We start from the raw sequence: 13814 nt of genomic DNA, 5'->3' as shown, positions 1-13814 counted from the left end.
TTAATATGTTTTTTTTAATTCTTTTTCCCAATTACGGTAGGCTTCTTTTATTTTAGATTGGATGGCTTTATTTGGTTGGATGGTTTCTAATTTTTTAAACCGACTAAAAGCTTCATCGGAAGATTTATAAACACCAGCGCCAAGGCCACTACCTATGGCTGCGCCAATGGCACCATCGGTGTCGTATATTTCAATTTGTGCACCAGATAGGGTCGCTAAAGTTTCTTTAAAAATGCGACTTTGAAACATATTGTTGTTTCCTGCTTTTATAACATCTAACTTCAATCCCATGGATTTCATAATATCGATGCCATACTGAAAAGAAAAAACAATGCCTTCTTGTGCCGCGCGTAATACGTGCGCTTTGTTATGGATGTTAAAATTAAGATGTTTCCATGTGCAGCCATTATTTGCGTCCTCCAAAATACGTTCGGCACCGTTCCCAAAAGGAAACACTTGCAAACCATTTGAACCCACCTCAACAGTTTCAGCTAATGCATTCATTTCAGAATAACTCAAACCTTGGGTTATGTTTTTCCGAATCCATGCATTTAAAATTCCTGTGCCATTAATACAGGCCAATACGCCATATCGCGGTTGCCCAACGTTATGGTTAACATGCGCAAATACATTGACACGCGAACTTAAATCGGGTTTTATATCATCAACAACACCATAAATAACACCGGAAGTCCCTGCCGTTGCTGCAACTTCACCCGGTTTTAGTACGTTTAAAGATAGGGCATTATTAGGTTGGTCGCCCGATTTAAAAGACACGGGAATGCCTTGAGGAAGTCCTAATTGATTTGCAATATCGTTGGTAATTGTGCCATGGGAACTAAAGGTATCGTGGATTTCTGGAATTAAGCTTTCCTTTAAACCATAATGATTTAAAAGCGTTTTGGAAATTTTATTGGCTTTAAAATCCCAAAAAACACCTTCGGATAAACCACTTACAGTACATGTAATTTTATTGGTGAGTTTCATGGCAATAAAATCACCCGGTAGCATTATTTTATAAATACGCTCATACACTTCGGGTTCATTATCTTTAACCCATTTTAGTTTTGATGCGGTAAAATTTCCGGGAGAATTTAAAAGGGTTTCCAAACAATAATCGCTTCCTAAATTATTAAAGGCTTCTTTACCAATTTCCGAAGCACGACTATCGCACCAAATAATTGAAGGTCTTAATACTTGTTTGTTTTTATCGACTAAAACTAGCCCGTGCATTTGATATGAAATACCAATAGCCGCAATAAGCGACTTGTCTATTTGTGCATTTTCAATAAGTTTTGGCACGATTAGTTTTACATAATCCCACCAAAGTTCCGGATTTTGCTCTGCCCACCCATGGCGATGCGCCAAAATATCCATTTCGTTTTTTGGTTCGAAATTTTGAGCAATTATGGCGCCATCAGAAACTTGCAATAAGCTTGCTTTTATAGATGATGAACCAATATCCAATCCCAATAAATACATAGTTAATCGCGTTTGTTCATTTTTCGGTTTATGCTAAAAACTGTAATTTAATTTTAATAAAACCCGTCTTCGCAACACGGGAAAAACCACAAAACTGGCATCTGGATTTGCGGCAATAAATTCAGGAGTTGCCCCATTGGCATTGGCTCCAAAACTATTAGCACCAAAAAAGTTTGCTAATCCTTCTGAATTAAAAAGATTGGTTACCAAAATATCTGCTGATAGGTTTTTACTTATTTGATAGCCCGCGCCTACATTAAAAATACTATAGGCCGGAAGATTAAATCCGTTTGAAACGTTGCCATAACGGTTGCCCATAAACTGCCATTTTAAAAAGGCTATAATTCTATCTTTTTGATATTCGCTACTCAGGTTAAACATAAGTTTAGGATTAAAGGGAAGCGTTTTTCCTGAGAAATCTAAAATACTGTCATCGCTGGTATCTACCGAACCTGCGGCGTCATAAACTTTCCATTCGGTAGCTTTTGGATTTTGAAGAATCCCGTTGAAACGGAAGGTGAAATTCTGAACCGGTGAATACACGCTTTGCCACTCTAAACCTATTGTTCTAGAGGTGTTAAACTGAATAGGTGTGTAGAAAATACTATTGTTGCTTCCGTCAAATTCAAAGTTTGCAATGCCAATGTTTTTAAGCTGACTCCAAAATAGTGTGCTTGTAAATGAAAAGTCTTTTAGGATATATTTTACACCAATTTCAGCTTGATTTATTTCTTGAACTTCTCCTTTTTTGTTGATGGGAACATTTGAAAAGTTATTGAAATAATAGTTCAATTCCGGCGCTTTATGTCCTTGTGAAAATCTAGCGAATAAAGCGGCTTCATCATCAATTTTATAATTAATACCACCTGAAAAAGAAAGGTAGCTATAATTATAATTGAAGTTATCTTGTTCGCCTGTTGGCGCTAAAATACCATTATCGTAAGCGGTATTATCGTTGCCATCTAAACCACCATTTTGTGTAAAAGGAGCAAAACGATCTTTACTACCTTTATGTTTAATGGTCTCGTAGCGTAAACCTAAATCTAAATGTACATTGTTGGAAACTTTCAAGCGGTCGTTAATAAACGTAGCTACTTGACTTACTTTGGCTCTGGAGTTCACAAAAAACAAACCGCCATAATTACTAAGCCCGTTTGAATCTGATAATGCAATTACTGGGTCTCCAGGGTTTTCGAGCGTTACCTGTAGCATTCTCGGGTTGGGTTCGTAGGTTGCAAAGGCAAAACTTCCTTGTGTAAATAAGGAGGTGTCCGAAAAGCCTAAGGCAAACCCTCCTGTAATATCATGGTTTTCCAAGGTTTTTTGCAAGGTAAATTGATTCATCCACTCGTCAGCTGTATTGTCTTTGTACCACGCCGAGGTTCCCATAAGGGCATCATTTGGTAATGTATTACCGGTTAAATATTGTGACCCTGTACCTGCAAAAATTCCACTATTGTCTATTCTTGCCAATTCATTGCCCGAGTTGGTATCGCGAAAAACAATTTGTCCAACAGGAAAAGGGTTTCCATTACTTACCAAATAGTAAAGCGTTGGGTCGCTAAGCGAAACAAATGCATTACTAATGGAAGTTTGCCAATTGGCATCTTTAGCAGAAAATTTAATATTGTTTTTTAACAACCAATTATTACCTAAATTTTGAGAGATATCAAACCCAAAAGCCAAATCTTTGGCATGAACACCCTGTGATGGATCAAAACTATTCGACGCGCCTTGTGTCAGGTTTCGCCCATCTGGAATACGACCGTTAAAACTGGGCATTAACAGCGATGTTGAACCAAAATCTTGACCGAAAGCAGGCGTAGGGTTATCCCAATTTGTGGCTGCAACACCTGTGTATCGGTTGGTGTAATCATCCAAAATCTTTCCGTAAAATTTTAAATACCCAAATGCATTCCTTTTAATAACATTGAATTTAAACTGTCCGCCTTTACTTAAGGTAAAATCTGTGTTTCTTGCGCCATCATCATGTCTGTAATGTCCGCCAGCATTGATAAACCAATTATTGCCTAATGGACCACCAATGCTCGCATCAAACTTATATAAGGCATTGCCTTCACCTTGAAAACCGTTGGAAAATTGGATGTTGCCACTAAACTTATTTCGAATACCTTGCGAAATAAAATTATAAATACCTCCGGGAGCATTAAGCGCCGTAATAGATGAACTGCCACCTCGTAAGGCCTCCACTTTTTGGGTGGTTAAATCTAAACGATGAAAAAGGTCTGGACTATAATACGAGTGTTGCACAAGGCTAACGGGCAGCCCGTCTTCTTGAAGCGATACATAATACCACCCCGTATCATCTTCAGCGGAAGCTGAAATACCTCGCGTGTAAACTTTAGTGAATACTTCACCTGCCGAGGCATCCGTGAATGTGCCTGGGATATTTTGAAGCAAACTTGCGGTGCCTTGTGGGTATTCCTGTTGAATAGCTTTAGAACTAAGTGTACTCATTGAGGTGCTGGATTCTAATTGTGTTCTCGGGTCGAAAATACCCGTAACCACTATGGTTTGAAGGTGTAGTAAATCTTCTTCCATAGTAAACGAAAGTGTTACATCATTTTGTGCAACTTTAATCGTATCCGATATGGTTTTGTATCCCAAATGAGATATGGTAATGGTATAATTATTGGAGCTGATATTTAATATATTAAATACGCCATCCGCACTAGTTGTGGCCGTTTGATTTGAAGGGCTTAATTGAATGTTTGCACCTTGTAACGGATTGCCATCAGTATCTTTTATAGCTCCATTAATGTTGGCTTGAGATGAAACGGTATTGCAAAAAACACTTGCTATTGTTATTAAAAAAAGTACTGTAATTTTGTTCATGTTTTATTTTGAAATAGGTTAAGTTTTTAAATTTTTATTATCGTTTGATAAAAATTCGATTTTAATCGTCTTCAAGCAAATCAAGTTAATGTTATTTATTGTTGTTTTTCCAAATTCTTAATTGATATAAAATGCCAAAGGCAGCGATTAACAACCCTATAAACTCTCTTGTGCCTTCCAAATAAGGTTTATCGTAAACCATTTCGCCAAAAATTTCTTCTTTGTTTTCTGTATTTAAGTAGTCAATAAATAATGAAAAATGAAAAGCTGAGTAAATTAATAAAGCAACTAGTATTATAATTAATAATGGTTTTGGAATAGGTTTAAAGCTGTTATATAAACAGATGATTGCAACAATAAAATATATTGAAAACCATAAAAGGCTGTCGGGATCATTCAATTGTATAACGGCAAAAATGATAAAGAGAATACAAAGGATAAAATTAGTAATCTTCTTTTTTTTGCTTAATGGTCGATTAGGATTCATTGGTTTATTAATGCGTTATAAGGTCCAGCCTTCGCGATAGGTTCTTTTTACAAATTGGTTGGCTTCATCAAAATTCGTTATTTTCATAGTTTCGCCATTCCAAAGTAATTTTTTTCTACCGGGATATTCAAACCTATTGCCTTTTTGTGTTCTTAAATTGTAACTTCTTATGGCTAGATTGCCCATTAAAACGCTTTCGGTTAATGGTCCGGCGTAGTCGAAAGAGGAGGTAAGTGCTTTGTGCTTTTCCTTGCCATAGCCATCTTTACAGGCTTCAACCCAAGAGGCGTTATGTCCGCTTTCAGGAAGCGTGCTTTTTTCGGTATCTTCAAATGTTAACAAATCTCCATTATTTAAGTACACTTTTGGAGCAACGCCATAGGTTCCACAAGTCATAATCCCTTTATCACCAATCATAATTACACCATTGGCACTATCGTGATCTCCAATAGGGTGATCGGCCGGAATTAAATCGGGGTGGAACGGTCTCAATCCCCCATCAGACCATGTGAGTTTAATTTCTGAAGGATTTTTTGCCGAAGCTGGAAATTTTAATTGTGTTCGTGATGAAGGCGGACAAGATTCTGGCAAATATTCTGGCGACCAATCTCTTTTAAAGACTGCGCCAACGCTACTCTCAACTTCCGTTGGATACCCTAATCCTAAAACCCGAAAAGGCGGATCGATTAAATGGCAACCCATATCGCCTAAAGCGCCTGTGCCAAAATTCCACCAACCACGCCATTTAAACGGATGGTATAAGGGGTGGTAATCGACCATTTTAGCGGGGCCAACCCAAGAATCCCAATCCAATCCATCTAACATCGCAGGTTTATCGGTTGGTGTGTGTATGCCTTGAGGCCAAACGGGTCTGTTGGTCCAAACATGGACTTTATTTACGGTGCCTATTTTACCCTCATCAAACCATTTAATCATTTGTTTTACGCCATTGCCCGAAGCGCCTTGGTTGCCCATTTGCGTTACCACTTTATATTGGTTTGCTGCTTCGGTAAGCATTCTAGCCTCATAAATACTATGCGTTAATGGCTTTTGTACATACACGTGTTTGTTCGATTTTATAGCAGCCATAGCAATTACGGCATGGGTGTGGTCGGGTGTTGAAACGGTTACCGCATCGATATTCTTCACATCGTCAAATAGCTTACGATAATCGCGATATTTTAATGCTTTGGGGAATTTGTCCATCAATCGTTTTGATTGATTCCAATCTACATCGCAAATAGCGGCAATATTTGAAGCACCGTTGTTCCAAGCGTTAATGGCATCAGAATACCCTTTGCCACCACCACCAATAACGGCAATATTAAGTTTATCACTTGGTGCAATATACCCTTTGCCCATAACATGTCTTGGAATGATTGAAATTCCCAATGAGGTTAAAGCAGTTTTCTTAATAAAAGCCCTTCTGTTATTTGCTTTGTGATTTTTCTTCATTTGTTAATAATTTAAAAATTATCTGATGCTTTATAGGCTTCAATGACCGCTAATTCTCCTTTTTTACCTTGAATGGAATTTCCGTGCTCCATACCTAAAATGCCTTTAAATCCTTTTGAATGAATGTGTTTGAAAACATTTTTGTAATTTATTTCACCTGTTGTTGGCTCCTTTCGACCCGGATTATCGCCGATTTGAAAATAAGCAATTTCGTCCCAACACGCATCAATATTCGGAATTAAATTTCCTTCTTGGATTTGTTGGTGATAAATATCGAAAAGAATTTTGCACGAAGGCGAATTTACAGCTTTACAAATTTGATAGGCCTGAGGAGATTCGGTTAAAAACAACCCAGGATGATCTCTAAAATTTAAAGGTTCTAATACCATGGTTAAATTATGAGGTTCTAAAATAGCCGATGCTTGTTTGAGGGTTTCTACAAGATGAGCGGTTTGATAATCGATATTTTGACTTAAATCTACATGACCCGGAACTACCGTCATCCATTTGGCATTAACCCGTTTTGCGACTTCTACAGATTCCTTTATTTCATTTAAAAAGGCATTGCGTTCGTCAATATTTCCACTGGCAAGATTAGGCTCTTTCCAATAAATTTTATGAGCCACAAAAACACCCATGGTCATATTTCTATCACGCATGGTTTTTGCCATTTTTTCTTGAGTTTCAACCGCACGATTTTTCATTCCATTGTCCTCAAAAGCAGTAAAACCTTGGTCTGCCATAAAATTTAACTGATCTATAGGATCATTCCCTGCATGGTTTTTAAACATCCCTAAATGTGGTGCGTATTTTAAGTTAAAACTAGGACTGTTTTTTTGTGAATCTAAAATATTCATCGCATTAACTCCAGTAACACCAACGCCTAATAAAGATGCGGTAGCAGTACTTTTTTTTATGAATGACCTTCTTTTCATCATTAAATAAATTTAGTTTTTCCAGGTACGGGAATAGGGTAGTTACCGTTTACATCGGGTGTTATTGGTGGTACGGAATCAAAAGTAAGCGTATCTTCGTCGGGAACTAATTTGTGCTCAAGTGCCATAGCTTCATCCCAGGTTATTTCTTTACCGGAATAGGTTGCCATTCTTCCTAAAATAGCCGTCATAGTACTTATGGCGCCATTTTCTGCATCGCTAATAACCTCTCCATTTCGTATAGATTTAAACAAAAGATTATGTTCTTGTTGATAGGGATTAATATCATTCTCATTATCGTGTGTATAAATGCTTGTTCCGTCATATTTCTTTAACCTTGCAGAGCCGCCTCCATCTGTATAAGCGGTTCCTAAAGTACCTTGAAAAGATTCATCAACTCGCGTTTTTGTTCCCGGTTGATGTCTGCACTGGCTGGAAATTATAATGCCGTTTTCATATTCAAATTCTACCACGTGATGGTCAAAAATGTGGCCGTGATCTTTTCCCTTGCGTACCTCTCTGCCTCCAGTACCACTGGCTTTTATTGGGTGTCCGCCAATAAACCAATTGGCAACATCAATATTGTGAATGTGTTGTTCTAAAATATGATCGCCACAAATCCAATTAAAATAATACCAATTTCTCATTTGGTATTCCATTTCCGTTTGGCTTGCTTCGCGAGGATTTACCCAAACACCTGCGCCGTTCCAATACACTTGCCCCGAAACAATTTGACCAATATCGCCTTTTTGAATTCGATTATAAGTTTCCATATAATTGGCCTGGTAATGCCTTTGAAGCCCCACCACTACGTTGAGTTTCTTCGCTTTTGCAACTTTGGCGGCTTCTAATACTTTTTTAATTCCTGCAACATCGGTAGCTAGCGGTTTTTCCATAAAAACATGTTTGCCTTGAGATACGGCATACTCAAAATGCTGAGGCCTAAACCCGGGAGGTGTGGTTAAAATAACAACATCGGCCGCATCAATGGCTTTTTTATAAGAACCAAAACCTACAAATTTATGCGACGGCTTTACTTTAAGTTTCCCTGTTTGGAACATTTTTGATAAGTTGGAATGGGCCTTTTCCAATCGATCTGAAAAAGCATCGGCCATGGCTACTAGCTCAACGTTTTCGTCTGCCCTTAACGCTTGACTTACCGCGCCGGTACCACGTCCGCCACAGCCTACAACTGCTAACTTTAATTTTTTTGTTTTATTGAAAACTGGGCTCGCGGTGAGTAGAGAAGGGGTTAATAAAATGCCTCCCGCAGCTAAAGATGTTCCTTTTACAAAGTTGCGTCGTGTTACTTGGCTTTTTTTTGGTTTCATAGTGTTCTTTTTAATTTAATCCGTAGTCTTCAATGGCGGTGAGCCAATAGGTTTTTATGTCTTCTTTTGAGGGTTGAATTTTGGGTCGTACCACACGAAACCCCACAAAGGGCGCATTGGTATGCCACCAATTACTTTTAGGAATTTGCGGGTCTCTTCTTTTCCATTTTTGCTTAGATTGACCTCTTGCGGTACAGCATAATTTATCTTTGGTATCTTTCCATGAGCCTCCACGAACCACTCTCGGGTATAATTCTGAAGGTGTATTCCAAGGATTTTTTTTTGGAGATGCGCTATAATAATCGGCATCGTATTGATCCATCACCCATTCTGAGACGTTGCCCAGTAAATCGTGTATTCCTAAACTATTGGCAGTTTTTAAGCCAACTTTTTCATATTTATCATTTGTGTTTTCTTTAAACCAGGCTACGTTTTTAAGGTTAGAATCCTCATCGGTTTTCCCTTTTTTGCATACATATTCCCATTCGGCTTCTGTTGGCAACCTGTAAAACACACCGGTTTTTGAAGTTAACCATTTACAATACATAAGGGCTGCATATTGTGTCATGTTTACAGCCGGATGGGTCGCTTTGCCCATATTAAAACTCATATCTACATACGGCGGTGTTGCTCCGGAAACGGCATCGATACCTAAATCGTTTAATGTTTCTTTGCTTTTAAACTGTTCGGGACCAAATTCACCAAATACAAAGGCGTCGTATTGTTCCCAGGTAATTTCGTGTTTACCCATCCAGAAATCATCGATTTCGACGTCGTGACTGGGTTTTTCATCAGCTTTACGCGTTGTATCATTTGCTCCCATTACAAATGTGCCTCCTTTTACCGCTACCATTTCAATGGTTATTTGGTCGTCTTTTAAGGTTTCCGAATAATCTTCAAACTCCTGGGCGTAAATTGTTCCTATGTGTATAATGCCTAGAAAAGTAAGTGTAAAATTTAGGGTGCTTTTCATTGTTGTAATTCTAGTATTTCTATGTTTTTAAACTCAACTGGATGGCTTTCACTCTGTAAGGAAATATATCCTTTTTTTAACGGTGTTCCTGTTTTGCTTTTCCAAAATGCTTCATTGTAATCTATTGAGCCACCTATTTGGGGTTTCGAATAAGTAAGCACATTTTCACCATTAATAAAATGTTTGATAATCGAGTCGTTTCTAACTTCAATTTCAAGATTAACCCATTGGTCACCATGAAAGGTTTTTGATGAGGAATTGATGCAATGTGGCGTAAATAATTCACCGTTCATTTCAACATGGGTTCCGGGAGTACATAAGTTTCCGGTGGGGCGTTCGCCAGTGCCCAAACCGCCTAAAAGTTGGACCTCAATAGATACGGGAAAGTTTTGGTTTAAACCCATTTTTTTAGGGTTTTCGCAATGAATCATCACGCCGCTATTTCGGGTTGCCCATCCTGCACCGTCTTTTATTTGTTCGCCAATAAAACGGTATTGCATTCTAAATTTATAACTCGAAAATGCTTTGTTATAAAAAATATGTCCGTACGAATTATTAAAAGAGCCATTGTATTCGTCGTAATTAACTTTCAATACGCCATCGTCTACAACAAAGGTGTTCTTGTAATTTTTACCCAAAGGCTGCCCTTTAATTTTAATGGTCCAATCTTTTAAATCCTTTCCATTAAATAGCTTTACCCAATTCTCTTTTTGAGGTGTTTTTAAAGACTGATCTTTATTGCTTTTACAATTAAAAAAAATTGCTGTGGCAATAAATACAATGGTAATAACATGGTTTTTTATCATCTGAAGTGGGGTTTTGCGCCGTGTTTTTAGTTATGGTGTTTCATTAAAAAAGTTAACATATTAATAGTCATAAATGACAAAAAAGAATAAAATTTCAATTAAATTCTTAAATACTTCGAAAATTAATTAATTTGCGCTATATCAATGTTCAAATTATTTCAGTGAAAATAAACATACAAAAAATACAGCCTTACGAAGCAAATGGAATTGTGTATCATGCCGATACGTGCTTACCGTTAGTTGATGCTTTTGATCGTAAAAAATTAAAATTTAAGGCGTTGGCACGACACACCTATCCGGGAGACCGATTGGATAAAAACACCTTAGGGTTAAACAGTATTGGGTATTGGGATGCCAACGAGCCACAAGATTGGGGCTTGGATTGGCACCGAAATGAAGGTATAGAATTTCATTTTTTGGAATCGGGCACTATGCCGTATTCGCAAGAAAACAAAGAAATGGTTTTACAGCCCAATTATCTTACTATCACTAGGCCGTGGGAAGCCCATAAAGTGGGTAACCCGCATATTGGCATGGGAAAGTTTTATTGGGTTATTATCGATTTGGGCGTGCGCAGGCCACATCAAGAATGGGAGTGGCCCGATTGGATAACCTTGACTCCGGAAGATTTAACCAGGCTCACAACCATTTTAAGGCAAAATGAAAAATCTATTTTAAAAACCGATAAAAAAATAAGGGATTGCTTTTTGCAAATTGGAAAAGCGGTGGATACCGATGTGGATGGCAGTAGTGCTTCTAAATTAAGACTCCTTATTAATTACTTGTTAATTTTGATACTCGATTTGTTGAATACAGACGATATTGTGTTAAACGAATCGTTGACCGATAGCTCAAGAAGTGTCAAGTTTTTTCTTAAAGAACTTGAAAACAATTTAACCGAAAACTGGACCATAGAATTAATGTCTCAGTCGGCAGGCGTTGGTTTAACCCGGTTTACACACCATTTTAAACGATTGACGAATTTAACGCCCATGCGCTACCTAACCATGAAGCGCTTAGAGATGTCGAAAAAAATACTTTTAGACCAAAGGGGTTTAACCATAGCCGAAGTGGCTTACATGTGTGGTTTTGCTACAAGTCAATATTTTGCAACTGTATTTAAAAAACACGAAAAATGTTCGCCAAATGCTTATAGGTTAAAGCATTCGGTTGAGCATTTTCAGTTTAATTAAACCTAATAAATCATACATGCTGGTTGTTTAAATTCTTTCACTGAATAAAAATACACATGCTTTTAAGTTCTTATATTTATATTCACGTGGTTAACTAAGTTTTACCATAAAATTAAATAATTACTAAACATGAATTTAAAACAGTCTCTTCACAAAACTACAGGTGTGATCATTGTATTGTCGTTTTTGGCTTTTTCAGCTTGTAAAAAATCTAAAGAAAATACCACCGCGTCAATAGAAAAAAAGAAGGAACAGCCTATGTTTTTTAAAATATCATTAGCGCAATGGTCTTTACATAAAAGGATTGGAAGCGGAAAAATGAGTCCTTTCGATTTTGCAAAAGAGGCCAATGCTTTAGGTTTTGAAGCCATTGAATATGTTAGCGGACTTTATAATAAAGAAATAAAAGAATTGGGTATTGATGCGGTTGTTGATACATTAAAAGCTGAAAGCGAAAAATATGGCGTAAAAAACCTTTTAATTATGGTTGATGGTGAAGGTAATTTGGCAAGTAGTGATGAAAACGAATTAAATGCTGCCGTAGAAAACCACAAAAAATGGGTTGATGCAGCTCAAGCTTTGGGGTGCCATTCCATTAGGGTGAATGCACATGGCAAAGGTACTTATGATGAGGTTTTGAAGCAAGCTGTAATAGGTTTAACCAAGCTGTCTGAATACGCCAAAACCAAAGGCATTAATGTTCTGGTAGAAAATCATGGAGGTTTTACATCAAACGGAAAATGGTTGGCAACAGTGATGGAAAAAGTAAATATGCCCAATTGTGGAACATTGCCTGATTTTGGTAATTTTTGTATCAAACGAAAAAGCGATGGATGCGAAGATGAATACGACAAGTATAAAGGGGTTAAAGAATTGATGCCTTATGCCATAGCTGTAAGCGCAAAGTCCTATGATTTTGATGAACAAGGAAATGACACAAGAATAGACTATACTAAAATGTTACAAATAGTTAAAGATGCGGGCTACACAGGTTTTATTGGTGTAGAGTACGAGGGCAGTAAGCTAGATGAGAAAGTTGGCATTTTGGCGACCAAAAAGTTGTTACTACGAGTTGGGAAAAAGCTATCTAATTAAAAACTTATCAAATTATATAATATGGAGAATATTAATAAAAACAAGCTTTTTTTAGCGAGCTGTTTAGCCTTAATTACAACAGCCATGACCTTTGCCATAAGGGCAAAACTGGAAACTGTTTTTGGGCCAGATGGCATCGGGTTAACTTTAGAGCAACTTGGGTATGCTTTTGCACCAGCCTTTTTTGGGTTTACCATTGCCATGATTGTTGGCGGGCCTTTAGTTGATTTACTTGGAATAAAAAAAATTACTTGGATTGCTTTTTTTACACACATTATAGGCATTGTATTAACCTTAATGGCAGACTCTATGACCTCGCTTTTTATTGCAACATTATTTGTGGGCATAGGCAATGGAATGGTTGAAGCAGCTTTAAATCCGTTAGTGGCATCCATGTATCCCGAAAGTAAAACCAAAATGCTTAACAGGTTTCATGTCTGGTTTCCAGGAGGTATTGTAATTGGTTCCATATTAGGATGGCTTATCATGGATGTCTTGGGGTTAAGCTGGCAGGTTATGGTGGCTACCTTATTTATTCCGTTAATTATTTATGGCCTGTTGTTTTTTGGAGAAAAATTCCCAGTAACAGAGCGCGTTCAATTGGGTATTAGCAACAAGAAAATGTTTAAAAGCGTATTAAATCCATTATTCTTATTTATGGTATTTTGTATGTTTCTTACCGCTGCTTCAGAACTGGGAACAACACAGCGCATTGAATCCTTGTTAAAAGAATCCGTTTCGGCGCCTTTGTTGGTGTTGGCATTTATAAATGGTATTATGGCATTGGGCCGATTATCCGCAGGTCAGGTCGTCCATAAATTAAGGCCATCGGGCATGCTATTGTATTCGGCTATCATCACTTTTATTGGTCTTTGGTTGCTCACAATTACCAGTGGCGGCATGACCTTTGTTGCAGCGGCTATTTTTGCTATAGGCGTTACTTTTTTCTGGCCAACAATGTTAGGTTTTGTAGCTGAGTATTTACCGGAAACCGGCGCGTTGGGACTATCAATTATGGGAGGAGCAGGCATGTTTTCGGTATCCATTGTATTGCCCGTGATGGGGAAATTGATGGACGATGCTAATGCAGCCGAGGCATTGCGAACCATGTCTATACTGCCCGCTATTTTAATTGTGGCATTTTTAGGATTGAATATTTATATGAAAAAACAAAGAAAAACCGTAGAAGCTTAATATATAT

At 37.6% G+C, this 13814-nt stretch carries 11 protein-coding genes; 3 read left to right on the top strand and 8 right to left on the bottom strand.

Annotated features, from left to right (window positions below; translation table 11 throughout):
• From RNZ46_RS16495 to RNZ46_RS16460, 8 genes are all read right to left on the bottom strand, one after another.
• Positions 1-1482, bottom strand: a complete 1482-nt coding sequence (locus RNZ46_RS16495) for a xylulokinase (RefSeq protein WP_316983272.1) — start codon at positions 1480-1482, stop codon at positions 1-3.
• Between the two features lie 33 nt (positions 1483-1515).
• Complete coding sequence (locus tag RNZ46_RS16490) at positions 1516-4338, bottom strand: TonB-dependent receptor (RefSeq protein WP_316983271.1); 2823 nt, start codon at positions 4336-4338, stop codon at positions 1516-1518.
• 91 nt (positions 4339-4429) lie between these two features.
• Complete coding sequence (locus tag RNZ46_RS16485) at positions 4430-4825, bottom strand: transmembrane 220 family protein (protein ID WP_316983270.1); 396 nt, start codon at positions 4823-4825, stop codon at positions 4430-4432.
• Positions 4826-4840: 15 nt separating this feature from the next.
• On the bottom strand, positions 4841-6280 hold the full coding sequence (locus tag RNZ46_RS16480; RefSeq protein WP_316983269.1) for a Gfo/Idh/MocA family protein: 1440 nt from the start codon (positions 6278-6280) through the stop codon (positions 4841-4843).
• 11 nt (positions 6281-6291) lie between these two features.
• Positions 6292-7215 carry a hydroxypyruvate isomerase family protein gene (locus RNZ46_RS16475; RefSeq protein WP_316985007.1) on the bottom strand — a complete coding sequence of 308 codons (924 nt, stop codon included), beginning with the start codon at positions 7213-7215 and terminating at the stop codon, positions 6292-6294.
• 2 nt (positions 7216-7217) lie between these two features.
• On the bottom strand, positions 7218-8546 hold the full coding sequence (locus RNZ46_RS16470; RefSeq protein WP_316983268.1) for a Gfo/Idh/MocA family protein: 1329 nt from the start codon (positions 8544-8546) through the stop codon (positions 7218-7220).
• 10 nt (positions 8547-8556) lie between these two features.
• Entirely contained in the window at positions 8557-9519 is a 963-nt protein-coding gene (locus RNZ46_RS16465) for a formylglycine-generating enzyme family protein (RefSeq protein WP_316983267.1), read from the bottom strand.
• Entirely contained in the window at positions 9516-10325 is an 810-nt protein-coding gene (locus RNZ46_RS16460; protein WP_316983266.1) for a 3-keto-disaccharide hydrolase, read from the bottom strand. The genes RNZ46_RS16465 and RNZ46_RS16460 overlap by 4 nt, the downstream gene beginning before the upstream one ends.
• A gap of 161 nt (positions 10326-10486) precedes the next feature.
• Between RNZ46_RS16460 and RNZ46_RS16455 the strand changes: the two genes are divergently transcribed.
• From RNZ46_RS16455 to RNZ46_RS16445, 3 genes are all read left to right on the top strand, one after another.
• A complete protein-coding gene (locus tag RNZ46_RS16455; RefSeq protein ID WP_316983265.1) occupies positions 10487-11518 on the top strand; it encodes an AraC family transcriptional regulator in 1032 nt (343 codons plus the stop codon).
• Between the two features lie 129 nt (positions 11519-11647).
• Positions 11648-12613 carry a sugar phosphate isomerase/epimerase family protein gene (locus tag RNZ46_RS16450; RefSeq protein ID WP_316983264.1) on the top strand — a complete coding sequence of 322 codons (966 nt, stop codon included), beginning with the start codon at positions 11648-11650 and terminating at the stop codon, positions 12611-12613.
• Between the two features lie 21 nt (positions 12614-12634).
• Positions 12635-13807, top strand: coding sequence for an MFS transporter (locus RNZ46_RS16445; protein WP_316983263.1), 1173 nt, complete (start codon positions 12635-12637; stop codon positions 13805-13807).
• Positions 13808-13814 lie beyond the last annotated feature (7 nt).

Source organism: Hwangdonia lutea (assembly GCF_032814565.1).
GTDB lineage: Bacteria > Bacteroidota > Bacteroidia > Flavobacteriales > Flavobacteriaceae > Hwangdonia > Hwangdonia lutea.
The sequence above is the reverse complement of the archived record's forward strand: the minus strand, read 5'-3'. Positions and strand labels throughout refer to the sequence as shown.

What these genes read in the sequence shown, in the direction of transcription:
- RNZ46_RS16495 (WP_316983272.1), bottom strand. Translation starts at nt 1,482, where the DNA reads ATGTATTTATTGGGATTGGATATTGGTTCATCATCTATAAAAGCAAGC.
- RNZ46_RS16465 (WP_316983267.1), bottom strand. Translation starts at nt 9,519, where the DNA reads ATGAAAAGCACCCTAAATTTTACACTTACTTTTCTAGGCATTATACAC.
- RNZ46_RS16445 (WP_316983263.1), top strand. Translation starts at nt 12,635, where the DNA reads ATGGAGAATATTAATAAAAACAAGCTTTTTTTAGCGAGCTGTTTAGCC.
- RNZ46_RS16485 (WP_316983270.1), bottom strand. Translation starts at nt 4,825, where the DNA reads ATGAATCCTAATCGACCATTAAGCAAAAAAAAGAAGATTACTAATTTT.
- RNZ46_RS16460 (WP_316983266.1), bottom strand. Translation starts at nt 10,325, where the DNA reads ATGATAAAAAACCATGTTATTACCATTGTATTTATTGCCACAGCAATT.
- RNZ46_RS16450 (WP_316983264.1), top strand. Translation starts at nt 11,648, where the DNA reads ATGAATTTAAAACAGTCTCTTCACAAAACTACAGGTGTGATCATTGTA.
- RNZ46_RS16480 (WP_316983269.1), bottom strand. Translation starts at nt 6,280, where the DNA reads ATGAAGAAAAATCACAAAGCAAATAACAGAAGGGCTTTTATTAAGAAA.
- RNZ46_RS16470 (WP_316983268.1), bottom strand. Translation starts at nt 8,546, where the DNA reads ATGAAACCAAAAAAAAGCCAAGTAACACGACGCAACTTTGTAAAAGGA.
- RNZ46_RS16475 (WP_316985007.1), bottom strand. Translation starts at nt 7,215, where the DNA reads ATGAAAAGAAGGTCATTCATAAAAAAAAGTACTGCTACCGCATCTTTA.
- RNZ46_RS16490 (WP_316983271.1), bottom strand. Translation starts at nt 4,338, where the DNA reads ATGAACAAAATTACAGTACTTTTTTTAATAACAATAGCAAGTGTTTTT.